This is a genomic window from Acinetobacter sp. F-1, assembly GCF_022869025.1.
Classification (GTDB): Bacteria; Pseudomonadota; Gammaproteobacteria; order Pseudomonadales; family Moraxellaceae; genus Acinetobacter; species Acinetobacter pseudolwoffii.
Genome location: NZ_JAJKFX010000021.1, coordinates 1 through 25143, shown reverse-complemented (window position 1 = coordinate 25143; position 25143 = coordinate 1). Strand labels below are relative to the sequence as shown.

Sequence of the window (25143 nt, the reverse complement as noted above, 5' to 3'; positions counted from 1 at the left end):
CTACTCTACTTTTGTGGGGAGGGGGCTATTTTTGTATGCTTTTTGGCAAGACGGTTCAGTTTTTGCCAAGCAAATTGTAATTGCTGATGCAATTCTGCATTAGGCACTGCTTCCACACCTATTTTTGGCATGATTACAATGTCTAAGTCATCTAATTGCTGTTGATGCAGGCGAAAACTTTCGCGAGCAAGTCGTTTTACTCTATTTCGTTCGTGTGCTCGGCGCACTTTCTTCTTAGCAACAACTAAACCCAAACGGCTATTTGGCAGTTCGGAATGTTTTGCAAGAAATAAGAAATGGGGCTGATGCACTTTAAAAAGCGCACCATCAAACACACCTTTATAATCGGCGGCACAGCGTAATCGCAACTCTGTACCAAAACTATAAAGTTTTGTCATAACACCCAAAATCGTCTTAGCGTAACTGATTAAACAGTTAAGCTATGACGACCTTTTGCACGACGGCGAGCTAATACTTGACGACCAGCTTTAGTAGCCATACGAGCACGGAAACCATGAACACGCTTACGCTTTAATTCAGATGGTTGGAATGTACGTTTCATATTGAAACTCCAAAAAATGATCTTTCTATGAAGGTCCGCGATTTTAGTGCTCATTGCTTGAGCTGTCAATGCAAAAGCACTTTTCTTTTCAAATAAGCTTAAAAAAGATTTTTATACGAGTTTTCAAAAAAACTGTTGGTGAAATGACTAAATTATACTTAACCACAGATTAAATTATTGTTATACATAGATATATAACTTATAAACAACTCTATCAACAAAGTTATCCACAATCTATCCAGTGTTGAAAAGCAAGATTCTGTTTTTGAATTTAAATTCGTAATCTCTCGATTTATCCACAGAAACCTCAAAGCTTATAAATAAATTCAAATTTATAAATTTAAGTTTATTATTATTAGGGAGCACTTTTTCTATGGATAAGCCACTTTTTATTTAACTAAACATATATTTATGTTGTGGATAAAACTGTTTCTAATAATTTTATACTTTGTGGATAACTTTGTGTTATATTTTATCCACAGCTTGCGGATAAACTTATCCACACCGGGTTTTAAATTTAAATTTATGCACGATGATGGCTTTTTGCACAGTTTCTGTAGAAATGATCATGACAGATGTGGATAACTTGGTTAGAATGGCGACCCGCTTTTGGTCGCGGTCATCTTTTTGAATGAACAATGGAATGAATAGGGGATTCACATGCTTTGGACGGACTGCTTAAATCGCCTGCGACAAGAGCTCTCTGGAAATGTCTTTACAATGTGGATTCGCCCATTGGTTGCAGAAGAGCTGGAAGATAGCTTGCGTTTGTATGCACCCAATCCTTACTGGACGCGTTACATTCAAGAGCATCATCTGGAACTGATTACGATTCTGGCCGAACAGCTGTCTGAAGGACGGGTACGCAAGGTCGAAATTTTGGTCGATTCACGTCCTGGTGCGATTTTATCGGCCAGTGAACAGCCAGCGACCACCACCGCGGCGTTGACTTCAACCCCAATGCCGGTACAAAAACCGAAAAAAGAAAAAGAAGATATGGTTAAAAATAGCCGTAGACGTCAGCTCAATCCGTTATTTACTTTCTCGCTGTTTGTCGAAGGCCGTTCTAACCAGATGGCAGCAGAAACCTGTCGCAAGGTACTGACCCAACTCGGTGCTTCACAGCATAATCCCTTATTTTTATATGGGCCGACCGGTCTGGGTAAAACTCACTTGATGCAGGCCGTGGGCAATGCACTGTTGCAGGCCAAGCCGAATGCACGGGTGATGTACATGACCGCGGAAAGCTTTGTACAAGATTTTGTTAGTTCTTTGCAGCAAGGCAAAGTGGAAGAATTTAAGAAAAATTGCCGTTCTCTGGATTTGTTACTGGTCGATGACATCCATTTACTGGCCGGTAAAGAAGCCAGCCTGGTAGAATTTTTCTACACCTTTAACGCACTTTTAGATGAATCTAAGCAGATTATTCTGACCTCGGACCGCTATCCAAAAGAACTGACTGAACTGGATCCACGTTTAGTTTCACGGTTTTCCTGGGGCTTGTCGGTCGGGGTTGAACCACCGGATATTGAAACCCGGATTGAAATTTTATTAAGAAAAGCCGAAAGCAATCAGGTGGATTTACCGCGTAACTGTGCCCTGTTTATTGCGCAGCAGGTGGTGGCCAACGTGCGTGAACTAGAAGGTGCGCTAAACAAAGTGGTGGCGATTTCACGTTTTAAAGGCACACCGATTGATCTGGATGTGGTGCGTGAATCCTTAAAAGATGTGCTGGCGATTCGTGCCCGCACCATCAGTACTGAAAATATTCAGCGTGTGGTCAGTGAATATTTCCGTATTCCCTTAAAAGAGATTGTCGGACCGAAACGCACCCGAATTTATGCCCGTCCACGTCAGCTGGCGATGGGTCTGGCACGTGAACTGACCGGCGACAGTTTTCCAGAAATTGGCATGGCTTTTGGTGGTCGTGATCACAGTACCGTGATGCATGCCTGCGAGAAAGTGCAGAGCCTGCGTGAGGAAGATCCAATCTTTAACGAAGACTATAAAAACCTGCAACGTCTGTTGCAAAGTTGACCTAAATCGCTCAAATTCTATTCTTGCTATGCGGCTGCTTTTGCCGCATAGTAAACCGTTAAAAATTCACTTTTTCTATATTAATCTTCAGCTTTAGAGGAATGCACCGTGCGTTTAAAAATCGCGAAAGAAAGCTTACTGAATGTTCTCTCACATGTCGTAGGAGCGGTTGAACGTCGCCATACCTTAAATATTTTATCTAACCTGAAAATTCAGGTGACTGCCCAGGCATTAACGGTGACCGGTTCCGACCTTGAGGTTGAACTGGTGGCCAGTACCGCACTGGCTGAAGGTGCATGTTTGCAGGCCGGGGAAACCACAGTTCCGGCGCGTAAGCTGATTGATATCTGTAAGTCACTTCCTTCAGCGGCATTGGTGGATTTGCATATTACTGAAGATCAGCGCTGCATTCTCAAATCAGGTAACAGCCGTTTTGTGCTGGGTACCTTGCCTGCTGATGATTATCCATTACTGAATACTGAAAACACCCAAGGTACGCAAGTAACTGTTACCCAGCGTGAGCTGAAGCGTTTATTCGAGAAAACTGCCTTTGCGATGGCGGTGCAGGATGTGCGTTTTTACCTGACCGGTACTTTGCTGGAAATTGATGCCAATCAGCTGCGTGCTGTGACCACTGATGGCCACCGTCTGGCGCTTTGTGAAACTGCGGCTCAATCTACTGCGACCCAGCCGATTCAAGCGATTGTGCCACGTAAAGCCGTGGCGGAATTACAGCGTCTGCTCAGTGTTGAAGATGAGCAGTTATCTTTGCTGATTGGTCGTGAACTGCTGAATGTGACCATCAATATGCCAAGCCGTGACAAGGAACAGGCCGATATTACCGTGCGTTTCACCACCAAACTGATTGATGGTAAATTCCCGGATTATCGTCGTGTGATTCCACGTGGCGGTGACAAAATCGTGATGATTGCGCATGATGTGTTCAAGCAGTCTTTGCAGCGTGTCGCGATTTTAAGTAATGAAAAACTCCGTGGCGTGTTCCTGAATTTTAATGCCGATTCCCTGCAACTTCGCGCCAATAACCCGGAACAGGATGAGGCGATTGAAGACTTAGCCATTCAATATGCCGACTCACCGCTGGAGATGTCGTTTAATGCGCAGTACTTGATTGAGGTGCTGGGTGTGCTGGATGGTGATGATGTCTCCATGACCATGACTGAAGCCAATCAGTCTGTGTTAGTACAAGACCCGGCACATACCGATCAAACTTATGTCGTCATGCCGATGCGTGTTTAAGTCGCGGCTATTGATACTCGTATAAGACATGCATATTACGCGTTTACATATTGAGCGTGTACGGAATTTAAAGACGGTTGCTCTCCACAGATTGCAGCCGTTTAATGTTTTTTATGGCCAAAATGGTTCAGGTAAAACCTCGATTTTAGAGGCGATTCATTTGCTAGCTGCCGGTCGTTCTTTCCGTACCCATATCCCGAAAAATTATATTCAGCATGGCGCACAAGACGCGATTGTGTTTGCACAGTCCGCGACCGAAAAAATCGGCATGCAAAAAATGGCCAGCGGGGAACAGCTGATTAAGGTCAATGGTGATCTGGTGGCAACGCAGGGCCAACTCGCCAAGCTATTGCCTTTGCAGCTGATTGACCCACAAAGTACCGATATTATTGATCATGGTGCCAAGCCACGACGTCAACTTTTAGACTGGTTAATGTTCCACGTGGAACCTGAGTTTTATCATGCCTGGCAATATTATTCGCGTGCCTTGAAGCAGCGCAATAGTTTGCTCAAAAGCAAACGTTTCTTGAGTCTGTCCGATCTGGAGCCTTGGAACCAGATGCTGAGTGAGTATGGTGAACTTCTGCATTCGCAACGTGCGGGTATCGTGGAACAGTGGAAGTCCTTTTTTGAAGATGATCTAAAGCAGCTATTGCCTGATCTGCAGATCAGTCTGGAATACAGTCCGGGGTTTCATAGTGAAACCGGCCTGCTGAATGATCTGACCAATCAGCATGCAAAAGATCTGGAAAGACGTTATACAGAATACGGTCCACATCGCGCAGATTTGCGTCTGAAAACCCCTCTGGGGGATGCTGATGTGATCCTGTCACGCGGGCAAAAAAAGCTGCTGATGATGGCGTTAAAACTGTCGCAAATCGCAATGCTGCATTCTTGTAATAAGGAAACTGTGGTATTATTAGATGATGTGACAGCAGAATTAGATTTAACCGCACAACAACGTTTAATTGAGCGATTGAGCCAACTTGGTAGTCAAGTTTTTATTACCACCTTAGACCATGAATCAGTACAAAAGCACTTACATGATTTGTCTATCTCATATCAGTTATTCAATGTTGAAAACGGTACAGTTCAGGTTGTTGTGCAATAGTATTTTTTTAGTTTTACCCATCTTGGGATAGACCTATTTTTCACTAGGGAGAAACCATGAGTTCAGAAGATCAAGCTGCTTCTCAAACAGAACAAACCATTGAAAAGGCTTATGATTCCTCTAGCATCAAGGTATTACGTGGTTTAGACGCAGTACGTAAGCGTCCGGGCATGTACATTGGTGACACAGACGATGGCACAGGCTTGCACCACATGGTGTTCGAAGTAGTCGATAACTCGATTGATGAAGCCTTGGCAGGCCACTGTGATGAAATTATAGTGACTATTCATGAAGATGAATCGGTTTCAGTTTCTGACAACGGTCGTGGTATTCCAACCGATATTCACCCTGAAGAAGGCGTGTCTGCGGCAGAGGTGATTTTGACCATTCTGCATGCCGGCGGTAAGTTTGATGACAACAGTTACAAGGTCTCAGGCGGTCTGCATGGCGTAGGTGTGTCTGTGGTCAACGCACTCTCTGAAAAACTACTGTTGAACATCAGTCGTGCAGGTAAAACCTATGAACAGGAATACCGTCATGGTGATCCTGTTTATAAATTACGTGAAACAGGGACAACCGAAACGTCAGGTACCACTGTACGTTTTTACCCAAGTGCTGAAACTTTTAGCCAAACCATATTCAATGTCGATATTCTGGCGCGTCGTTTGCGTGAACTATCGTTTCTGAACGCAGGTGTGCGCATTGTACTTCGCGATGAGCGCGTCAACCTTGAAAATATCTATGACTATGAAGGTGGTTTATCTGAGTTCGTTAAATACATTAACGAAGGCAAAACGCATCTGAACGATATTTTCCATTTCACTACTGCACAGCTCGATACCGGCATTACGGTAGAAGTGGCATTACAGTGGAATGATTCTTATCAGGAAAACGTACGCTGCTTTACCAATAACATCCCGCAAAAGGATGGTGGTACACATTTGGCCGGTTTCCGTGCTGCACTGACCCGTGGTTTAAATAACTATATGGACAGCGAAAATATCCTGAAAAAGGAAAAAGTTGCAGTCTCGGGTGATGATGCGCGTGAAGGTTTAACCGCGATCGTCTCGGTGAAAGTGCCTGATCCGAAATTCTCTTCGCAGACCAAAGAAAAACTGGTGTCGAGTGAAGTGAAAACTGCGGTTGAGCAGGCCATGAACAAGGCATTTTCTGAATATCTTTTAGAAAATCCACAAGCAGCGAAATCGATTGCCGGCAAAATTATTGATGCCGCACGTGCCCGTGATGCAGCGCGTAAAGCCCGTGAAATGACCCGTCGCAAGAGCGCACTGGATATTGCCGGTCTTCCAGGTAAGCTGGCCGATTGTCAGGAAAAAGATCCAGCCTTGTCTGAATTGTATCTGGTCGAGGGTGATTCTGCAGGTGGTTCAGCGAAGCAAGGCCGTAACCGTAAAATGCAGGCGATTTTACCGCTGAAAGGTAAGATTCTGAACGTAGAGCGTGCGCGTTTCGACCGGATGATTTCCTCTGCGGAAGTCGGCACACTGATTACTGCACTTGGCTGTGGTATTGGTCGTGAAGAATATAACCCGGACAAATTGCGTTACCACAAAATCATTATCATGACCGATGCTGACGTCGATGGTTCGCACATTCGTACGCTGCTGTTGACCTTCTTCTTCCGTCAGATGCCGGAACTGGTCGAGCGTGGTCATATCTATATCGCCCAGCCACCACTCTACAAGCTGAAAAAAGGCAAGCAGGAACAGTACATCAAAGATAACGATGCACTGGAAACTTACCTGATTTCCAATGCCATTGACGAGCTAGAACTGCATATCAGTGCTGAAGCACCTGCGATTCGTGGTGAAGCACTGGCAAGGGTGATTGCCGATTATCAAACCTCACAGAAGAGCTTGGCCCGTTTAACTCAGCGTTATCCGGCGAGCTTGCTCGATGCTTTGCTGTCGCTGGACGCCTTTAAACTCGATCAGCTTGAAGATAAAAGTTATGTCGAAACTTGGGGTGAAAACCTGCGTGCAGCGATTGAAGCCATTCAGCCGACGCTACGTCCAGAATTAACGCTGGAATCTTTCGAGAAAGAACTGGCAGATGGCCAGAAAACTCAAAGCTGGTTACCAAGAATCACCATCTATGTGCATAACCTGCCACATAGTTATCTATTAGACTCTGTGCTTTTAGGTTCAAGTGAATATGCACGTTTATTAAAGAATTCGAAGAGCTGGTTCAGCCTGCTTGAAGAAGGTGCTTATTTGCAAAAAGGTGATCGTAAGATTAACGTGAACAATTTTCATCAAGTCTGGCAGCATATTCTGTCTGACTCGCGTCGCGGCATGATGATCCAGCGTTATAAAGGTCTGGGTGAGATGAATGCGGAACAGTTGTGGGAAACCACCATGGATCCGGATAACCGTAACATGCTGCAAGTGACGGTCACCGATGCGATTGAAGCAGACCGCATGTTCTCTTGTCTGATGGGTGATGACGTGGAGCCACGTCGTGCCTTCATTGAAGAAAATGCCTTGAATGCAGACATTGATACCTGATTAAGATGATTTTAAAAAGCGCCTTTCGAGGCGCTTTTTTGATGCAAAATTTATGCGAATATCATCTGAATTATTTTAGAAGCATTCCAATCTAGAGCGTGCTTTTCTGCCAAATGATCAGCTGATTTTAGCTGCAAAAAAAAGTCGAATTAAGCGGTGGCTAATCGACCTAAAAAAATTATCCATAAGTAAGCAATATAAAGACAAGTATGAGATCTGGATGAATGCAATTTATCATGGTGGGGAAGTAATTGTGCCACTATAAATATGAAGATTTTAGCAGGGTTTAAAGGATAACTATCGATACTAGGATCAATTGTACATGTGCTAAAAAATAGCGTGTAGAAGCCATTGAAGCCAAAGTTGGTGTATGAAAAATACCCGTAGCGAAGGCCGAATTGAAGAGTGGAGAGCAATAGAGCTGGAAAATAATAAATACAAAATGATAAAGCTGGTTTTTTTAAATTCTATTATTTGAATGGCTTATTAAAATATCCTGCCGTATCTCAAATAATATGTAAATAGGATTATTTTAAGGCCTGCTCTAAATATGATCAAATGTGTGGATAACTACAAAGTTATCCCTAATTAATTATGTGAATAAGATTGTATTTATCCACAAACCAACTCCCTCTCTAGTTAATTTCTGGTTTTAAATTTAAAATATTTGGCTTGTGGACAAGTGCTTTTGAATTTAAAATGGCGTTTTGAATTTAAAGTGCTATTTAGAGTTATATTTCCTCTGTTATATAACCCTGAAAAATCAATAGCTACTCGTCAGCATGCTTGAGCAGCTATTTTTATTGAAAACTAAAAATACTTTTAAAATTAATTACCTATATATCTATTGTAGTTTTATTTAATAATAAGCGTGAAACATATTTTGATTGAAAAATAGAGGGTGTAGATAAACTACATAATTAATTTAACAATCAAGAGAATTTTCATTTTTTAATTTAAAATCATCGTGTTATTGTTTTTATTCCTTCTTGAGGTTTGTATTTTCTGGCTGAGTGCTAAATCTCATTGTGACAATCATGCTATGCAGGATGTTTAGAAAAAACAGAAAAGGACATCAAAGTTTTGTGAATTGAAAATAGAAAAAATACAATTCATCAAATGCTGTAAAAAAAGCGCCTGACGGCGCTTTTTGCTATCCAAGCTATTTAGGGTGTCAGGATAATCTTGCGGCAGTCTTCTTCACGTTTATCGAAAATGCGATAACCTTCAGTAGCATCTTCTAGTTTCATGCGATGGGTAATAATCAGGTCTGGCGAAAGATCACCATTTTCAATATGTTCCAGTAATTGTGGCAGGAACTTGTGCACATGGGTTTGTCCCATTTTAAAGGTCAGGCCTTTATCGAAGGCATCACCAAACAGGAAACCATGAATTGGACCGGCATAAACCCCCGGCACACTGACCACACCGCCACGGCGCACCGCCGCAATACATTGTCTTAGCGCAGAACCACTCGAACCTTCCAGTTTTAGATTGGTCATTACCGTTTCCAGCATACTCCCTTTGGCCTCAAAACCCACCGCATCAATCACCGCATCGACACCACGATAACCTGCCGTATTTTGAATGATGAATTCGGCTGCATCCACGTCATCAAAATTGACCGGAATCGCCCCATAAGTTTGATGAGCAAAACGCAAGCGATAAGGATGGTGATCGACCATAAAGATCTGTTCGGCACCGAGCATACGTGCGCAGGCCGCAGCCAGCAGACCGACCGGCCCAGCTCCATAAATGGCGACACTGGAACCTCGGCCAATCTGGGCATTGGTCACAGCTTGCCAGGCTGTGGGTAAAATATCGGTCAGAAACAATACTTTTTCATCAGGCAGGGAACCGGGAACCTTAAACGGTCCGACATTGCCTTTGGGAATCCGCACATATTCGGCCTGACCGCCTGGCACACCGCCATACAGATGGCTATAACCAAACAGGGCGGCACCTGGTGGAATCTGTTTTTTATTGATAATCGCACCACGTCCGCTATTGGTATTTTCACAGGCAGCCATCAGCTCGTGTTCACAGAAAAAACAGTGGCCACATGCAATCACAAAGGGAATAATCACCCGATCGCCTTTTTTTACTGAAGTGACTTCAGGACCGACTTCTTCGACCACCCCCATAAATTCATGACCGAAAATATCACCCTGTTCGGTTGCGGGAATTTTCCCACGATAAAGATGCAGGTCTGAGCCACAGATAGCAGTAGCCGTTACTCTGAGAATGACATCATCTGCTTCCTGAATGACTGGATCAGGAACAGATTCAACTCGTACATCGCGAGTACCGTGATAAGTAAGAGCACGCATGCGGATTTCCTCTCTCTAGTTCAACATTAAACAGACTCGAATCAAGGCTGCCGAAAATTAAAAAACACTTGTATTAGAGCCTTAGGATGCAAGCTGACGCTGTAAATTAATGTATGAAAAAAGCCACTCCACTGTTTAAAAAATAAACTTATATGGCACTTGCGTAATTCACGACAAAATGTGTCAAGTTTTGAAGAAGAGATGCAGTACTCAAGAATAGCAAGGAACTACACGGAGATGAAAAGCAGGAGGAAAATATTAAAAATGGGTGGTTTTAATAAAAAAAAAGAGATGAATAACGCTTGTTACTCATCTCTCAGATAATGGGGGGTATTGAAATAGCGTTAGAAGGACTGCTCCAGACTTTCCAGTTCCATCATCAGTTCCAGCATCTGTTCCTCGGCTGTTTCCAGTTTGGCTTTCAGCTCGGTTTGCTCATTCATCAGTTTGAGCAAATCATTTTTACGTGAGGCTTCATATAAAGCACTGTCACCCAGTAAAGTTTCAATTTCAGCCAGACGCGGCGTAACCTTTGCAATCTGTGCTTCGCATTTTTCGATATTTTTACGAATCGGGCGGCTCAGTTCCCGCTGGCGTGCCGCTTCCTTACGCTGTGCTTCTTTGTCCAGTTTGGAAATGGTTGCTTTGACTTCGACCTGAGATTTCACCGGCTCGGCTGGCTTCTGCCCGTTTTTGATCATCTCAATGCGGGCCTGACGTAACCAGTCGGCATAAGCGGTCAGATCACCGTCAAATTCACGGCATTGACCATTATGTACCAGCAGCAATTCATCACAGACACTGGCAATCAGCTGGCGTTCATGCGATACCAGCACCACAGCACCTTCAAAATCCTGCAAGGCCATGGTCAATGCATGACGCATATCCAGATCTAAATGGTTGGTCGGTTCATCCAGAATCAACACGTTTGGACGCTGCCAGACAATCAATGCCAGAGCCAGACGGGCACGTTCACCGCCTGAGAAACTTTCACTTGGCGTATCCATGCGTTCGCCGCTAAAACCAAAACTGCCCAGGAAAGAACGTAAGCTGGCTTCACTGATTTTTTTATCGGCAATACGGGCCAGCTGTAACATCGGGCTGGCATTGCCATCCAGTGCATCCATTTGGTGTTGGGCAAAGTAGCCAATATTGAGCAGTTCCGAGTCTTTGCGCAGCCCCTGAAGCAATTTTAAATCACCGACCAGCGATTTAATTAGGGTAGATTTACCGGCACCATTCATCCCGAGCAAACCAATCCGGCTGCTTGGCGTGATCTGTAAATTGACATTGGTGACAATCAGCTTGTCACCATAACCAATATCGGCATGTTCCAGTTGCAATAAAGGCGAACTCATTTTGGTCGGTTCACGGAAACTGAAGGTAAATGGTGTATCAACATGGGCAGCAGACAGTTCCTGCATACGCTCCAGCTGTTTGATCCGGCTCTGTGCCTGCTTGGCTTTGGTGGCTTGCGCTTTAAAACGGTCAATATATTTTTGCAGATGTGCGCGGGTTTCCAGCTGCTTTTCATAAGCCTGTTGCTGCTGCGCCAGACGTTCACTGCGGGTGCGCTCGAAGGTCGAGTAGTTACCGGTATATAAAATCAGTTCCTGATTTTCAATATGTAAAATATGATCGGTAATCGCATCGAGGAAATCCCGGTCATGCGAAATCAGCACCAGCGTACCTTCATAGGCTTTCAGCCAGTCTTCGAGCCAGAGAATGGCATCCAGGTCTAAATGGTTGGTCGGTTCATCAAGGAGCAGTAAATCGGAACGGCTCATCAGGGTACGCGCCAGATTCAGGCGCATGCGCCAGCCACCGGAAAAACTGGACACATCCAGTTGGGATTGATGTTCAAAAAAGCCCAGACCGGCCATCAGTTGCGAAGCTTTGGCTGGCGCAGAATAACCTGAAATTTCATCAAAACGGCCATATAAATGCGCCAGTTCTGCATCATCCAGCTGATCTGGCTGCTCCAGTTTCTGCTGAATATCCCAGTATTCTTCATCGCCCGACAAGACGAAATCAATGGCTTTCATATTCAGCGCTTTGATTTCCTGTGCCATATGCGCCACGGTCCAAACCGCAGGACGGGTCAACGAACCGGTGTCTGACTCCATGCCACCGAGCAAGGCTGAAAACAGGGTCGATTTCCCGGCACCATTGACACCGGTTAGGCCAATTTTCCATCCTGGGTGTAACTGCATCGACGCTTTTTGAAATAAAACACGTCCACCGCGACGTATAGATAACTGGTCTAACTGAATCATTGAGAAATCAAAGCTAAGAAATAAGATGCGCCTATTCTAAAGGAAAGCCTTGTGAAAATGAAAAATCTTGCGACTTTTACTGAAATGAGCCAGCTTTTAAATACTGTGAATTTATATATTATGGACGCATAAGTTGAGTATAAGCTCTATTTTCAGCATTAACAGTTGTTTATAGTAGAAGCTGATCGAGCAAAAAATACGATAGAGTAAAATAAAAATGAAAAAGGGATTTTTAGTTTTATCTGCACTGGGTCTACTGGCATCGACTTCAAGTCATGCCAAAGTAAATGTCTGTGTTTTTGATTTGCTGGGCAAGTCTGGCGAATCTTTTAAATTACTGGAAGAATGGGCCTTAGCTGCAAAAGCTTGGAATGCTGATGTTCAATTGACTGCCTATCAGGACGAAGCCAAAGTGGATCAGGATGCCAAGGCAGGTAAGTGCGATGGCTTCTATATGACCTCCATGCGGGCCCGCGCCTATAACAAATTCGCCGGCTCGATTGATGCGATTGGTGGTGTGCCAAATAATGACATTGCCATGAAAGCCATCGGTTATGTACTGGACAAACGCAACAGCAAGCGCTTGATCACCCAGATTGGCAAAGAAAAATTTGAAGTGGCTGGGATCGGACAGATTGGCCCGGCTTATATTTTTGTCCGTGATCGCGAGCTGAATAAACTGGAACAGGTAAAAGGCAAGAAATTTGCCGTGCTGCATTATGACTATGCCCAGAAAATTATGGTCAATCGGATTGAAGCCGTGCCGGTAATGTCGGAAATTTCCAATTTTATCCGTAAATTTAATCAGGGCGAAGTCGATATTGTGGCTGCACCGGCTTATGCCTTTAAACCGCTTGAATTAGAAAAAGGTCTGGGCAATAAAGGCGCCATGATTAATTTTCCAGTAATCAATGTCACTGCCGACCTGATCATCCGGCAGGATAAATTTCCTGACTCTTTCGCAGTACAATCCAGAGACTGGTTTGTGAAACAGTTGCCGCGCAGTTTTGCCATGGTGAAACGTATGGAAGCGGAAATTCCCAATAAATATAAGCTGAACTTAAGCCGTGAAGATCGCATTGCCTATCAGAAGATTCTGCGCGAAGGCCGCATCGATTTAACCCGGCAGGGGATTTATGATCCCGGCATGATGACGGTATTGAAGCGTGCCCGCTGTACCGTCGAAAGAACCAATTTTGAGTGTTCAATTAGTGGCGAATAAAATTCAAATGATGTATATCTTTGTAACTCTCACGGATTAAATGTAATGATACGAAACTTCTATTAAATATTAAGAAATTGATATTTAAAAATATTTTATAAAATAATATTTAGAACATACGCTGATTTATCTTTATAGGCCAAAACACGGGTTTTAAATGGAGTAAATGCTCTATTTTTTTTAATTAAACTTGCTTAATATTTGTTCCGTGTACGGACACTCAGCGAATAACAAGATTCCAAAGGATAATACAATGAAAAAAGCACTCTTATCATTGGCTGCACTTTCTACATTTGGTTTTGCCAATGCAGTGCATGCAGAAAAAGTCGATATCTGCGTGTTTGACTTACTGGGTAAATCGGGTGAGTCTTTCCAGATGGCGCAAGAATGGGCACTGGCTGCAAAAGGCTGGGGCGCAGAAATCAATCTGATTGCCCGCCAGGATGAAGCTGTTGCCGACAATGATTTTAAAGCCGGAAAATGTGATGGTGTATTTATGACTGCCATGCGCGCCCGTCAATACAATAAATTTGCCGGTTCTATCGATGCACTGGGCGGTGCACCGAGCAATGCAATTGCACAGCGTGCCATTAGTTTTGCGCTGGACAAACGCAATGCCAGCAAAATGGTGACTAATCTGGGTGGTAAAAAATACGAAATTGCCGGGATTGCACCACTTGGTTCGGCGTTCATCTTTGTCCGTGACAAAAATATTAACTCGATCGAAAAAGCCGCAGGTAAAAAATTCGCGGTATTGGGCTATGACGATGCCCAGAAAATTATGGTGCAGCGTGTTGGTGCACAGGCCGTGATTTCCGATGTATCCAATTTTGTGGCCAAATTTAACAATGGTCAGGTGGATATGGTGGGGGCACCAGCCTATGCTTATAAACCGCTAGAGATTTATAAAGGCCTTAGCAATAACGGCGCGATGTTTAATTTCCCGGTGCTGCATGTGACGTCCGATTTTGTCATTCGCCCGGAAAAATTCCCGGCAGGTTTTGGGCAAAAATCGCGTGACTGGTTTATCAAAAACCTGCCAAAAAGTATGGCCATGATCGGCCGTCTGGAAGCCGGAATTCCGTCTAAATATAAAATGAATCTGAGCGCTGAAGATAGAACCAAGTACCAGAAAATGTTACGTGATGGCCGTATGGACATGACCAAACGCGGAATCTATGATGCTGGCATGATGTCAGTGTTAAAACGCGCGCGCTGTTCTGTCGACAAAGCCAATTTTGAGTGTTCACTTTCGGGTGAGTAATTTGATTTTTAAAGAAAAAGCTTAGCTGAGTCTAAGCTTTTTTTGTAGTTGAACTGAGGCAGATCAGCCATTGTACAGCTGATTAAATAGCTTAAGCTTGATCTAAAGATTGATATAAAAATAATTAGATGCGGCTGAAATCGCAATAACAAAAACAAGGTATAAGGACATTAGGATGATGCAAAGAAGATGGAAAATACTGGCATTGGCCGCAGCGACATTTACTGTTTCAGGTCTGGTACAGGCCAAACAGGTGATGTGCGTATTTGATCTGGTGGGCAAAAATGGCGATGTGTATAGCGTCATGAAAGATTATCAGCTGGCAGCGAAAAACTGGGGCGCTGATATCGAGCTTAGAGTGAATACCAATGAAGCCGTGGTTGCAGAAGATTTTAAAGCCGGAAAATGTGACGGGATTAGTGTTACTGGAATGCGCGGGCGTCAGTTCAACAGTTTTACCGGCTCACTCGATGCCATCGGGGCGATTCCAGATCTGAATCTGGCCGTTAAAGTGATGCAGGGTCTGGCGAGTCCGACTTTTGCCAAACATATGCTCAATGGCAAATATGAAGTGGTGGGGGTGATTCCTGTCGGTGATGCTTTTCTGTTGGTCAATGACCGTAGTATTAATACCGTGGCCAAAGCTGCAGGTAAAAAAATTGCGGTACTCGACTATGATGAAGCACAAAAAATCATGGTGCAGCAGGTTGGTGCTCAAGCCGTTAGTGCCGATGTCACCAACTTTGGCGCCAAGTTTAACAATGGTCAGGTTGATATCATTGGCGCACCCGCTGCGGTATTTAAACCCCTAGAATTACACAAAGGCTTAGGTACAAAAGGTGCGATTGTGAATTATCCGGTGTTGCAAGTGACCGGTAATATCATTATCCGTCCCGATAAATTCCCGGCGGGTTATGGTCAAAAATCACGTGAATGGGTGAAAAGCCAGTTGCCGCGCGCTTTTGGTATTCTGGGCAAAATGAAAGCCGATATTCCTGCAAAATACTGGATGGATATTCCGGCTGCAGATAAACCGGGCTATCAGAAAATGATGCGCGATTCCAGAATCGACCTGACCAAACGCGGCGTATATGATAAGCGCATGATGAAACTGCTGTGGCAATTCCGTTGTAAACAGAACCCGCAAAACTTCGAATGTGCCTTACAGGATGAGAACTACAAATAATCCTGATAAAATTACTCTGATTTGACTTTTAATCTGTAGAGACTGACCATATATTGAGTGTGTTATACTTCGATATGGTCTTTTCTTTTTAAAGACATTCCATTCAACAGAGGAATCCGCCATGAATGCCCAAGCGCTTGTGCTCACCGACAATGCCGCAAATAAAGTACGCCAGTTGCGTGACAGTGAAGGTAACCAAGACTTAATGCTCCGTGTGTATGTTACCGGTGGCGGCTGTTCAGGTTTCTCTTATGGCTTTAACTTTGCCGAAAGTCAGAATGAAGATGATGCAGAATTTGCCAACGGCGATGTGAAAGTACTGGTCGATTCACTCAGCTATCAATATCTGGTCGGTTCCGTTGTAGATTATTTGGAAGGTCTGGAAGGTTCACGCTTTGTGGTGCAAAACCCGAATGCGACCACCACTTGTGGTTGTGGATCTTCATTCTCGATCTAAACACGTACAATAAAAAAGTCCTCTTGATGAGGACTTTTTTATATCTGAAGAAAACTTAATTTTCCAGTTTTACCGCTTCCAAGAGGTCAAAAATTACTGATGTGACATCCTGACTCAGCTCACGATTATTAAAAATCTCATAAGCGCTAATGGTAATATCGGTATCACTTGGCAACAGGCGCTGCTCTTCTTCGATCAGGTCATTGATCGGCAAGAGGGTCTGTTTGATTTCCAGATGTAAAATATCTTTATATTCCAGATTCTCATCGTCCAGTTCAATCAGCTGTTCATTGAAATAAGGCAATAAAATCGCATGAAGATGTGGCTGAATATCCTCAATATCAAAGATCTCGATATCACGCGTTTCATCAATCGTACTAATGTGGTCATTTACTTCAATTAAAATATGGTAGTAACTCACATGAATCTCCAAAGATGGCCTGAACAATGTAGCCGTTCACAATAACATGAAATCCGAATAGAGTGTTTTTTATAACACTTATACACTTAAATTAATTAAGGAATTCAGGCTGATCACTTAACGGTGATACAGCAAAGTCTTGTCGGCAGGTCGCAACTGAAAGTGTTGTAAATTCTGTTTTCCCAGTACCGGATACATCAGCGCCTCTGGATCATCATGATGATACAGGCCCAAAGCATGCCCCAGTTCATGAGCCAGTGTCAGACGCAGATCATCTTCTGCATCAAACTGATATACATGAATCTGATGACCCATAAATACCCCTTTATGAAATTCACGGGCAGGAAAACGTTGCTGGGCCTGAATGATATTCTGTTGATGATTTTCAAGACTATGTTGATGCAGCGAAACATTCAGGTTAAAAGAACTTTGCTGTCGCTGAAGATACTCGGCTTCCCGTTTAAAATTTTCCGATTTGCGCTGTAAAGCCTGAAACTCATATTCTAATTGTTCGTGCTCATAGGCAGATAAATTTGGCTGATGCCGTCGTTGCTGTAGCTTCTGAAATTCATAATTAATCTGATCTCTTTGCTGGATCAAGCGTTGTTGTTGACTTTCCAGATGTTGATAAGATGCTTCCAGATTTTTGACCTGACGTTGATACTGGGCATCATCTGCCAGCAACTGTTTTTCGACTTTCTTTAAGGCATTATATTCCTGTTGCCGTTGATCATAGATCAGATGAATACTCAGCTGGGCATTTTCATCATAGAGCAGCAGATCATCGCGATGGGTGCCCTGATGCCAGATCTCGACGGCTTCTTTGCTCAGTTGAATCACTTGCTCTTTACTCAGCCCAAAGCCTGCATCTACCTGATCGACCTTAAAGCGTAAACGTGTGTCAAAAGGATGACTGAGCCGGTCTGCAAGCGAGTTGTAGCGCAGTTGTGGATGAGCTTTGGTCTGCATATGCATAGAGGCAGACAGGATTAACCCAACGATGACCAGACAAAATAGAAGGCGCATATTGCTATTGAGATGCTTATTTTTAAAAAATATAGCTTAATTTTAAGGCATTTCCCATGCTTATTTGCCTTCCTGCTCAGCTTTTGGATAAAGTCCTAATTCGGCCAAGGTTTGCTGTAAAATGTCCAGACGAATCGCCGGATCCATATGACTGTGCATCTGCATATTCAGGGAAAAGGCCACGATGTCAGCCTGTGGTGTTTCGATCCAGCCCGTGCGTCAGCCAACTTGCGCTTCCAGCTCCATACCCCGGCCGGATTTGGCATACAGTCGACAAGCGTGGCGTTCCTGTAGCAATAACATGGCTTTAACCCATTGCTGAAAGGCCGCAAAATCAGAATTTTCAGGGTTGATGGTCGTTTCATGCTGGATTTAGCTTAAACAGCTTTACTTGAACATACGATCCATTTTTAGTCATTTTACCTTCATGCTTTAAAATTTGGACATAAAAAAACCGCGCTATTGCGCGGTTTTTCAGTTAAAGCGACAAATTATTTTTTGTCATCTTTTACTTCAGTGAACTCAGCATCTACAACGCCGTCGTCCGCTTTTTGCTGTTGTTGACCAGCGTCACCACCGAATGCGTTCGGATCAAACCCTTGCGCACCGCCTTGGCCTTGAGCTGCTTCATAGGCACGCTGAGTGATCGGCATGATGATGTTTTGCAACGCTTCAGTTTTCGCTTTGATTTCTTCAACATCATTTTCTTTAGTTGATGCTTCAAGCTCAGAAACCGCAGTTTCAATTGCAGTTTTTTCGTCTGCAGTCACTTGCTCGCCCAAATCTTTCACTGCTTTTTGAGCAGAAGAAACTAACGCATCCGCTTCGTTACGTGCTTTCGCTAATTCTTCGAATTTGCGATCTTCTTCAGCATTCGCTTCAGCATCACGGATCATTGCTTCGATTTCAGCATCAGACAAACCTGAGTTTGCTTTAATCTGGATCGATTGCTCTTTACCCGTGCTCTTGTCTTTTGCAGATACTTTCAAGATACCATCAGCGTTGATATCGAAAGACACTTCAATTTGTGGCACACCACGTGGCGCAGGTGGGATATCGCCCAATTGGAAGTTACCCAACAATTTGTTTTGCTGTGCCATTTTACGTTCACCCTGGAACACAGAAATGTCTACAGCAGGCTGGTTGTCAGCAGCAGTCGAGAACACTTGAGATTTCTTCGCAGGAATCGTGGTGTTTTTCTCGATGATTGCTGTTAACACGCCACCCATGGTTTCGATACCAAGTGTCAGCGGAGTAACGTCAAGTAGAAGTACGTCAGTTTTGTCACCTGAAAGTACCGCACCTTGAATCGCAGCACCCATTGCGACTGCTTCGTCAGGGTTTACATCTTTACGTGGCTCTTTACCGAAAAATTCTTGAACCTTCTGTTGAACCATTGGCATACGAGACTGACCACCCACAAGGATTACGTCAGAGATGTCAGAAGTCGAAAGACCAGCATCTTTAAGTGCAATCTTACATGGCTCAATGGTACGCGCAACCAAGTCAGCAACCAAACCTTCAAGTTTCGCACGTGTTACGTTGATCACCAAGTGTTTAGGACCAGTCGCATCAGCAGTGATGTATGGCAGGTTGATTTCAGTTGCATTCGAAGAAGAAAGCTCGATCTTCGCTTTTTCAGCAGCTTCTTTTAAACGTTGCAGCGCAAGCGGATCTTGTTTCAAGTTGAAGTTTTGTTCTTTCTTGAACTCTTCAACCAGGAATTCGATCAATGCGTTATCGAAGTCTTCACCACCCAGGAATGTATCACCGTTAGTAGACAACACTTCGATTTGCTGGTCGCCATCAAGATCCGCAATTTCAATGATTGAAACGTCGAATGTACCACCACCCAAGTCATAAACCGCGATTTTACGGTCGCCTTCTTTCTTGTCCATACCGAACGCAAGTGCAGCAGCAGTTGGTTCGTTGATGATACGTTTCACTTCTAAACCTGCAATTTTACCTGCATCTTTAGTGGCTTGACGCTGGGCATCGTTGAAGTAAGCAGGAACGGTAATGACCGCTTCAGTTACTGTTTCACCCAGGTAATCTTCCGCTGTTTTCTTCATCTTTTTCAAGATTTCAGCAGAGATTTGCTGTGGTGCAAGTTTCTTGTCGTTGACATCAACCCAAGCATCACCGTTGTCAGCTTTGATGATTTTGTACGGTACCAGACCGATATCTTTTTGTACCGCTTGGTCTTCATAACGACGACCGATCAAACGTTTGATCGCGAACAAGGTATTTTTAGGATTCGTTACCGCTTGACGCTTTGCCGATTGACCTACCAGAATTTCGCCATCTTTATAGGCAATAATTGATGGCGTTGTACGCGCGCCTTCAGCGTTTTCGATTACTTTAACTTTGTCGCCTTCAAGTACTGCAACACATGAGTTTGTAGTACCTAAGTCAATACCAATGATTTTAGCCATTTGGATGTTTCCTCAAAAATTTTTTTATTCCCAAACTTTTCCCTTTATCAAAGGGAAATTAAAAGGGATTTACTTGTTATCCGATATGAGAGCCGTTCGATTTTTTTCAAGTAAAATTGTTGAAAAAATTTCACAAACTCCCGAATTTATTTGGCTTAAGCGCCAACCATAACCATCGCCGGACGCAACAGGCGATTATTCAGCGTGTAGCCTTTTTGCAAAACAGTGCCAATTTCATTGGCTTTGGCATTTGGATCAATCCCAACTGCCTGATGCAGATCAGCATTAAAGCCGTTACTGGTGTCTACCACCACGACTCCAAATTTCTCTAAGGTATTCAATAAAGATTTAAGTGTCAGTTCAACGCCTTCCAGCAGTGGAGTTTTCTCTTCACCTGCGGCAACAATGGCGCGCTCGAGATTGTCGACGGTTTCTAAAAGTTCTTTAGAGAACTTTTCTAAAACGGTATCTTTATGCTTTTCAGATTCACGCTGAATACGTTCCACACTTTTTTGTGCTTCGTAGACTGCATTGGCCGTACGTGCTTTTTCTAACTTTAAGTCACCTTCAAGCTGCGCAATCTGCTCTTGTAAAGACTCAACGGAAACTTCAGCCTGCTCGGTTTCAGCTTGAGTTTGCGCTGTATCTTGTTCCGCTTGCTCTTGCTCAAATTTTTGAGCTTGCTCGTTTTGCTCAGTCGCCATTGATTTACTCCGTTTAAATGGGTTCTTAAACATGTACAGTCCTCAGGCCTCAGTATTCACTGCGTTAATGCTGAACTGCCATGGTTGAAGTTCTTGATTACCTAAAGAAATCGGGGCAGGGCGTAAAAATTCAAGCGTCAGTCAAGATTAAATTTAAGATTTATACAAAATTCTGAATAAAACAGCGAGCAGATGGCAGGCTTTTACCGCGATATAGGCGGAGATAAATTGAAGTAAATGATCAAGGAGTCATCTGATCATTGTTGTATACGTCGCTGAATAGACAGTCTGAGCTTTAAAATAAAACATGAATTATTTGAAAATAAATATAAAAAATTGATAATCGTATTTTTAAATAAATTTAATAATTTTAATCTGTTTTAAATATTAGTAAAAAAATTGCATGATACTGACATAGACAGCGACCTTGTTCAGAGGAGAGAGCCGAACTCGGTTGCTGTTGCCTTATTTCAAGTTACTTTTTTCAAGCTGAGTTCCCCCAAGACTCGGCTTTTTTTTGCCTGATTATTTATTAGACATAAAAGCGATTAATATCTAAGCAATAAAGTATTTCTCAATAGATGAACTTTTGATTAATATTTATTCCAGATTCTATCGCTGTAGTTTCTTCTTATTTTGAAATGTGTTTTCGTGGCTTATCTTTTTCTCTAAGATAGGCCTTTTTTTTGTTAAAATTGAGCATTCTTGATCTGATCAAGATAAAAATGATGGCTTGGCGGCTTAGTCCGGCCTTCATGCAAAAATACTGCTTTTATCCAATCAGCTTGAGATAAAATTTTCCATTAAAAAAGCCTGCTACAGGCTTTTTTAACAAAGAGTGAAATCAAAGTATTAATCACGGCGATCGCGTGGACGCTGTTGTTGCTGTTGACGTCGATTATCGCTCCAGCGTGGGTTAGATGAACGGTTTTGCTGGGCTTTTTTGGCACGTTGATCGGTGATCCGTTTACGATCCTGCTCCAGGCGGCGTTTATTACGTTCTGTTTCAGCCTGTTTTTGCCGTTGGCTCATCATGTTTTTACGCTGCTGTTCCTGGCGTTGTCGTTCCAGCTGGCTTTTACGTCGGTCCTGTTCTAACTGTCTTTTACGGTCCTGTTCCCAGTTACGACGCTGCACTTCCTGTTTACGTCGATCCAGTTCAATACGTCGTTGCTGTTCATATTCCCAGCGTTGCCGATCATAACGACGCTGTTGCTCATAACGACGGTCCTGTTCATAGCGGCGGTCATAACGCTGATCATAACGGCCATCGTAGTAGCCACCATCTTCAGGGAAAGCAACACAGCCTACAGCCAAAAATGCAGTCGCCAGAGACAGAGCTATAATTTTGCCAGCCATAGGCATTCTCCCAACTTGAAATAAAAAATATACTGAAGCTCGCAAAACTACGTCAAAAATACCATTTAAACGGTCAATGACATCTTTTATAAATCAGGTTAACGTATTGGATAAAACTATATGTACTTAGATATTAAGACTTATATAAGAATATGGTCACTGAAATGCTAATCGTGTAGAAACTATGAAGAATTAAGAGAATAAGGACTAAAAATAATGACTGTGAATCATCCAGTACTGAAAAGTGTAATCGAAAAAGGGCAAGGCACAGCAGCGCGTATGCTGGATCGCTTACCTGGTATTGCACAAGACGCATTGGTTAAGGCTTTGGACTATCCTCATCACTATCCTGATTTAGACCCCATGGTCAAATGCCTGATGGCGATTCAGCTTAAACAGGGGCATGGCAGCTTTCTGAGTGAAAATGTCGCACAGGCACGGGTGGCGTTTGATGCGCGCATGAAAACAATTCAGGCCAGACCGACTGCTGTGAAAATGGTAGAAGAGCTGCGTCTGCCTTTGCAAAGTGGCAGCATCTTTGCCCGGCATTATCATCCTGCACCGCAAAAGAAGTTGCCTATGGTGATTTTTTATCATGGCGGTGCATTTATGGTGGGTGGTCTGGACAGCCATGATGAGTTCTGTCGCCTTCTGGCAGTGCATGCCAAAGCACAGGTGCTGAGTGTGGCTTATCCGCTGACACCGGAATTTAGTCCCTTGCAGATGGTACAGGTCTGTGAAGATGCCCTCGCCTGGGCACATCAGCATAGTAAACAGCTGAAAGTGTATAAAAACCGGATTGCGGTGGCGGGAGACAGTGCAGGTGGAAATCTGGCAGCAGTGGTGGCGCAGCGTAGTGCAGGCAAATCTTATGCAGCACGTGCCCAGCTCTTGCTTTATCCGGCGGTTGATTTTAAAAGCCGTCATCCCTCTTTTTATGCTTATAAAGACGGCTTGGTATTGTCAGATCAGGATATTGATCTGGTGACCTTGATGTATGCCCAAACTCACCAGATTGAACTGGATGATCCATTGGTTTCTCCCACCTATGGTCAATTGAAAAACTTGCCGCCTGCCTATGTGATTACCGCACAACATGATGTTTTGCATGATGAAGGTTCTATTTATGCACATAAATTACGTCAAAATGGGGTAAGTGTTTATTATCATGACTATATCGATCAGGCCCATGGTTTTATCAATTTAACCCCGATTTCCCGCCGTGCTAAAAAATATGTAATCGAGATCAGCAAAGATTTTCGCAAATTTTGGGATAAACATAGTTAAATCCAAAACGTGCATACAAAAAGGTGTTTCTCATGGAAATGCCTTTTTTATACCTGGCTTGATATAAGTTGTTATGGCTTGGTCGCAATCTTTGCTTCAGGGAAGATCAGATTAAACTTGGGTACATAAAAGCTCTGTAGCAACTTGGCTTTAGAAAAATCTGGAAATATATTATTGATATTTTGCCATTCCACTTGGGACAGCTTGGAGAGATGACCACGGAATTGTGGGCTGAACTGAAAACGCTGACCTTTCCAGGCTTGCTGAATTTTGAGCATAGAGGCTGGAATATGATGACTATTAATATAGAACTTGCGCGCAGATTTGGTTTTTTTGAGTCGAATCGTCATACGCTGGTTTTGATGCTGAATATGACACAATATTTCCTGATTTTTTTCCTGCCATTCAAATTCTGCATGTTCTTTGGGAATACCCCATAAATGCTGGCCGTGTACGACAGATTCATGAGTAGACACATAAATTTTAGGAATCGAGCTGAGGCGTCGTTTACTAATTAAAGGATGATCCAGAATCAGTAACTCATCATAAGGACCAATGGGTGAAGAATGATAACGCACCAATAATACTTGTACCACGCGACCCAGTGGGGAGGGGGCAATACGGAACTGCTTGGCTTGCTGAATAAAGCCGGGTGTTAGCCAGTAATTCAAAATAAAACCTTCGCCCTGTAAATGCCAAGGCGGAAACTGGTGGATATTTTGCTCCTGTAATAATGCATGGCTCATTCTTATTCTCTTGTCTTTAGTCGGCAGGCAACTGCATTATGAGTTATAAAAGATTAATATACAGTCATTCACAACCATTACTTCTAAGTAGATGAGTTAAAAAATGTTAAAGAAATCATTATATGCGATCGCCCTTACTGCCATCAGTCTGCCAGGTTTTGCTGCCAATACCCTTATTGAGATGAAAACTTCATCGGGAAATATTGAAATTGAGCTCTTTAATGATCAAGCCCCGATCTCGGCAAAGAACTTTGAAAACTATGTAAAGAGCAACTTCTATAAGGACACTATCTTTCACCGGGTCATTCCCGGCTTTATGGTGCAGGGTGGGGGCTTTGATAGCAACATGCAGGAAAAGGCCAATACCCAAGCTCCAATTAAAAATGAATCATCGAATGGTCTGCAAAATAAACGCGGTACTTTAGCGATGGCGCGTACCAATCAGCCGGATTCTGCACGAGCACAATTCTTTGTAAATCTGGTCGATAACGATTTTCTGGATCGTTCTGCCCGAAATGCAGGCTATGCGGTCTTCGGTAAGGTCACTAAAGGTATGGATATTGTCGATCAGATTGCCAAAATACCGACTCGAAACTATGGAATGCATCAAAATGTGCCGGTGAAGCCTGTAAAGATCAACAGTGTGAACATTAAAGCGCCAGTTGTGAAAAACTAGGTACAGAATAAAACAGAAATATTTAATTCATATTTCTGTTTTAAAAATATGTAGTTATGTGATGTTTTGTATAAATACGAACCAAATTGGTGCATAAAAATAAAACAGTCGTGATTCCTGTGAGTTAAAAGCGCTTGCACCTGTAGGAAATTGCCCTATAATGAGCTCATACCGACGAGATAGACGGAAACGAACGAAGCAGATTGCTGAGTTGTTAAGTATATCGAAGTCCAGCTTCTGGCGCTGACGAGGTGTTGGA

Annotated in this window: 21 protein-coding genes and 1 pseudogene; 10 read left to right on the top strand and 12 right to left on the bottom strand. The window is 43.3% G+C overall.

The window, feature by feature from the left end; genetic code table 11:
* Positions 1 to 5 precede the first annotated feature (5 nt).
* A complete protein-coding gene (gene rnpA, locus LOZ91_RS14130; RefSeq protein WP_100355778.1) occupies positions 6 to 398 on the bottom strand; it encodes a ribonuclease P protein component in 393 nt (130 codons plus the stop codon).
* A 29-nt stretch (positions 399 to 427) separates the two neighbouring features.
* Positions 428 to 562 (bottom strand): 50S ribosomal protein L34, encoded by a 135-nt coding sequence (gene rpmH / locus LOZ91_RS14125; RefSeq protein WP_000831329.1) that lies wholly within the window; start codon positions 560 to 562, stop codon positions 428 to 430.
* Between the two features lie 660 nt (positions 563 to 1222).
* Between rpmH and dnaA the strand changes: the two genes are divergently transcribed.
* The 4 genes from dnaA (at position 1223) to gyrB (ending at position 7495) form a co-directional block, all read left to right on the top strand.
* Positions 1223 to 2599, top strand: a complete 1377-nt coding sequence (gene dnaA, locus LOZ91_RS14120; RefSeq protein WP_244783441.1) for a chromosomal replication initiator protein DnaA — start codon at positions 1223 to 1225, stop codon at positions 2597 to 2599.
* A gap of 108 nt (positions 2600 to 2707) precedes the next feature.
* The gene (dnaN, locus tag LOZ91_RS14115; RefSeq protein WP_005173508.1) at positions 2708 to 3856 is read left to right on the top strand and encodes a DNA polymerase III subunit beta; all 1149 of its coding nucleotides are present in this window, start codon (positions 2708 to 2710) and stop codon (positions 3854 to 3856) included.
* Between the two features lie 28 nt (positions 3857 to 3884).
* The gene (gene recF, locus LOZ91_RS14110; RefSeq protein WP_005173511.1) at positions 3885 to 4967 is read left to right on the top strand and encodes a DNA replication/repair protein RecF; all 1083 of its coding nucleotides are present in this window, start codon (positions 3885 to 3887) and stop codon (positions 4965 to 4967) included.
* A 56-nt stretch (positions 4968 to 5023) separates the two neighbouring features.
* On the top strand, positions 5024 to 7495 hold the full coding sequence (gene gyrB / locus LOZ91_RS14105) for a DNA topoisomerase (ATP-hydrolyzing) subunit B (protein ID WP_100329864.1): 2472 nt from the start codon (positions 5024 to 5026) through the stop codon (positions 7493 to 7495).
* Between the two features lie 1166 nt (positions 7496 to 8661).
* Here the strand turns inward: gyrB and LOZ91_RS14100 are convergent.
* Together LOZ91_RS14100 and LOZ91_RS14095 are read right to left on the bottom strand one after the other, a co-directional pair.
* Complete coding sequence (locus tag LOZ91_RS14100) at positions 8662 to 9825, bottom strand: zinc-dependent alcohol dehydrogenase (RefSeq protein ID WP_180051064.1); 1164 nt, start codon at positions 9823 to 9825, stop codon at positions 8662 to 8664.
* A gap of 344 nt (positions 9826 to 10169) precedes the next feature.
* Entirely contained in the window at positions 10170 to 12101 is a 1932-nt protein-coding gene (locus LOZ91_RS14095; protein WP_074383787.1) for an ATP-binding cassette domain-containing protein, read from the bottom strand.
* A gap of 217 nt (positions 12102 to 12318) precedes the next feature.
* Between LOZ91_RS14095 and LOZ91_RS14090 the strand changes: the two genes are divergently transcribed.
* From LOZ91_RS14090 to erpA, 4 genes are all read left to right on the top strand, one after another.
* Positions 12319 to 13323: a putative solute-binding protein gene (locus LOZ91_RS14090; protein ID WP_244783440.1), complete on the top strand. Its 1005-nt coding sequence runs from the start codon at positions 12319 to 12321 to the stop codon at positions 13321 to 13323.
* Positions 13324 to 13576: 253 nt separating this feature from the next.
* Entirely contained in the window at positions 13577 to 14587 is a 1011-nt protein-coding gene (locus tag LOZ91_RS14085; RefSeq protein ID WP_159138959.1) for a putative solute-binding protein, read from the top strand.
* Between the two features lie 178 nt (positions 14588 to 14765).
* Positions 14766 to 15773 (top strand): putative solute-binding protein, encoded by a 1008-nt coding sequence (locus LOZ91_RS14080; protein ID WP_244783443.1) that lies wholly within the window; start codon positions 14766 to 14768, stop codon positions 15771 to 15773.
* 121 nt (positions 15774 to 15894) lie between these two features.
* Positions 15895 to 16230 carry an iron-sulfur cluster insertion protein ErpA gene (gene erpA, locus LOZ91_RS14075; RefSeq protein WP_004281944.1) on the top strand — a complete coding sequence of 112 codons (336 nt, stop codon included), beginning with the start codon at positions 15895 to 15897 and terminating at the stop codon, positions 16228 to 16230.
* 55 nt (positions 16231 to 16285) lie between these two features.
* Here erpA and LOZ91_RS14070 read toward each other — a convergent pair whose 3' ends face one another.
* From LOZ91_RS14070 to LOZ91_RS14045, 6 genes and pseudogenes are all read right to left on the bottom strand, one after another.
* Complete coding sequence (locus tag LOZ91_RS14070) at positions 16286 to 16663, bottom strand: hypothetical protein (protein WP_167381287.1); 378 nt, start codon at positions 16661 to 16663, stop codon at positions 16286 to 16288.
* A 105-nt stretch (positions 16664 to 16768) separates the two neighbouring features.
* Positions 16769 to 17677, bottom strand: a complete 909-nt coding sequence (locus tag LOZ91_RS14065; RefSeq protein WP_100329869.1) for a matrixin family metalloprotease — start codon at positions 17675 to 17677, stop codon at positions 16769 to 16771.
* Positions 17678 to 17737: 60 nt separating this feature from the next.
* A pseudogene (locus tag LOZ91_RS14060) lies at positions 17738 to 17998 on the bottom strand (OXA-134 family carbapenem-hydrolyzing class D beta-lactamase); the annotation flags it as partial.
* A 170-nt stretch (positions 17999 to 18168) separates the two neighbouring features.
* On the bottom strand, positions 18169 to 20112 hold the full coding sequence (gene dnaK, locus LOZ91_RS14055; protein WP_074383783.1) for a molecular chaperone DnaK: 1944 nt from the start codon (positions 20110 to 20112) through the stop codon (positions 18169 to 18171).
* 155 nt (positions 20113 to 20267) lie between these two features.
* On the bottom strand, positions 20268 to 20816 hold the full coding sequence (gene grpE / locus LOZ91_RS14050; RefSeq protein WP_005173545.1) for a nucleotide exchange factor GrpE: 549 nt from the start codon (positions 20814 to 20816) through the stop codon (positions 20268 to 20270).
* Positions 20817 to 21668: 852 nt separating this feature from the next.
* Positions 21669 to 22175 carry a hypothetical protein gene (locus tag LOZ91_RS14045; RefSeq protein ID WP_244783439.1) on the bottom strand — a complete coding sequence of 169 codons (507 nt, stop codon included), beginning with the start codon at positions 22173 to 22175 and terminating at the stop codon, positions 21669 to 21671.
* Between the two features lie 216 nt (positions 22176 to 22391).
* On the opposite strand from LOZ91_RS14045, the gene LOZ91_RS14040 reads away from it, so the two are divergent.
* Positions 22392 to 23462 (top strand): alpha/beta hydrolase, encoded by a 1071-nt coding sequence (locus LOZ91_RS14040; RefSeq protein ID WP_244783438.1) that lies wholly within the window; start codon positions 22392 to 22394, stop codon positions 23460 to 23462.
* Positions 23463 to 23533: 71 nt separating this feature from the next.
* On the opposite strand, the gene LOZ91_RS14035 is transcribed toward LOZ91_RS14040, so the two are convergent.
* On the bottom strand, positions 23534 to 24208 hold the full coding sequence (locus LOZ91_RS14035) for an acetoacetate decarboxylase family protein (protein ID WP_005173553.1): 675 nt from the start codon (positions 24206 to 24208) through the stop codon (positions 23534 to 23536).
* Positions 24209 to 24311: 103 nt separating this feature from the next.
* Between LOZ91_RS14035 and LOZ91_RS14030 the strand changes: the two genes are divergently transcribed.
* Positions 24312 to 24884, top strand: a complete 573-nt coding sequence (locus LOZ91_RS14030) for a peptidylprolyl isomerase A (RefSeq protein ID WP_005173555.1) — start codon at positions 24312 to 24314, stop codon at positions 24882 to 24884.
* A 54-nt stretch (positions 24885 to 24938) separates the two neighbouring features.
* Here LOZ91_RS14030 and LOZ91_RS14025 read toward each other — a convergent pair.
* Positions 24939 to 25143, bottom strand: a 205-nt coding sequence (locus LOZ91_RS14025; protein WP_244783437.1) for a hypothetical protein, incomplete at its 5' end; no start/stop codon positions are given.

Coding starts and splice junctions, on each gene's coding strand:
- LOZ91_RS14100 (WP_180051064.1), bottom strand. CDS start 9,825: ATGCGTGCTCTTACTTATCACGGTACTCGCGATGTACGAGTTGAATCT.
- rnpA (WP_100355778.1), bottom strand. CDS start 398: ATGACAAAACTTTATAGTTTTGGTACAGAGTTGCGATTACGCTGTGCC.
- LOZ91_RS14085 (WP_159138959.1), top strand. CDS start 13,577: ATGAAAAAAGCACTCTTATCATTGGCTGCACTTTCTACATTTGGTTTT.
- grpE (WP_005173545.1), bottom strand. CDS start 20,816: ATGGCGACTGAGCAAAACGAGCAAGCTCAAAAATTTGAGCAAGAGCAA.
- LOZ91_RS14065 (WP_100329869.1), bottom strand. CDS start 17,677: ATGCGCCTTCTATTTTGTCTGGTCATCGTTGGGTTAATCCTGTCTGCC.
- LOZ91_RS14095 (WP_074383787.1), bottom strand. CDS start 12,101: ATGATTCAGTTAGACCAGTTATCTATACGTCGCGGTGGACGTGTTTTA.
- gyrB (WP_100329864.1), top strand. CDS start 5,024: ATGAGTTCAGAAGATCAAGCTGCTTCTCAAACAGAACAAACCATTGAA.
- LOZ91_RS14080 (WP_244783443.1), top strand. CDS start 14,766: ATGCAAAGAAGATGGAAAATACTGGCATTGGCCGCAGCGACATTTACT.
- LOZ91_RS14045 (WP_244783439.1), bottom strand. CDS start 22,175: ATGGCTGGCAAAATTATAGCTCTGTCTCTGGCGACTGCATTTTTGGCT.
- erpA (WP_004281944.1), top strand. CDS start 15,895: ATGAATGCCCAAGCGCTTGTGCTCACCGACAATGCCGCAAATAAAGTA.
- LOZ91_RS14030 (WP_005173555.1), top strand. CDS start 24,312: ATGTTAAAGAAATCATTATATGCGATCGCCCTTACTGCCATCAGTCTG.
- LOZ91_RS14035 (WP_005173553.1), bottom strand. CDS start 24,208: ATGAGCCATGCATTATTACAGGAGCAAAATATCCACCAGTTTCCGCCT.
- recF (WP_005173511.1), top strand. CDS start 3,885: ATGCATATTACGCGTTTACATATTGAGCGTGTACGGAATTTAAAGACG.
- LOZ91_RS14040 (WP_244783438.1), top strand. CDS start 22,392: ATGACTGTGAATCATCCAGTACTGAAAAGTGTAATCGAAAAAGGGCAA.
- dnaA (WP_244783441.1), top strand. CDS start 1,223: ATGCTTTGGACGGACTGCTTAAATCGCCTGCGACAAGAGCTCTCTGGA.
- LOZ91_RS14090 (WP_244783440.1), top strand. CDS start 12,319: ATGAAAAAGGGATTTTTAGTTTTATCTGCACTGGGTCTACTGGCATCG.
- dnaK (WP_074383783.1), bottom strand. CDS start 20,112: ATGGCTAAAATCATTGGTATTGACTTAGGTACTACAAACTCATGTGTT.
- rpmH (WP_000831329.1), bottom strand. CDS start 562: ATGAAACGTACATTCCAACCATCTGAATTAAAGCGTAAGCGTGTTCAT.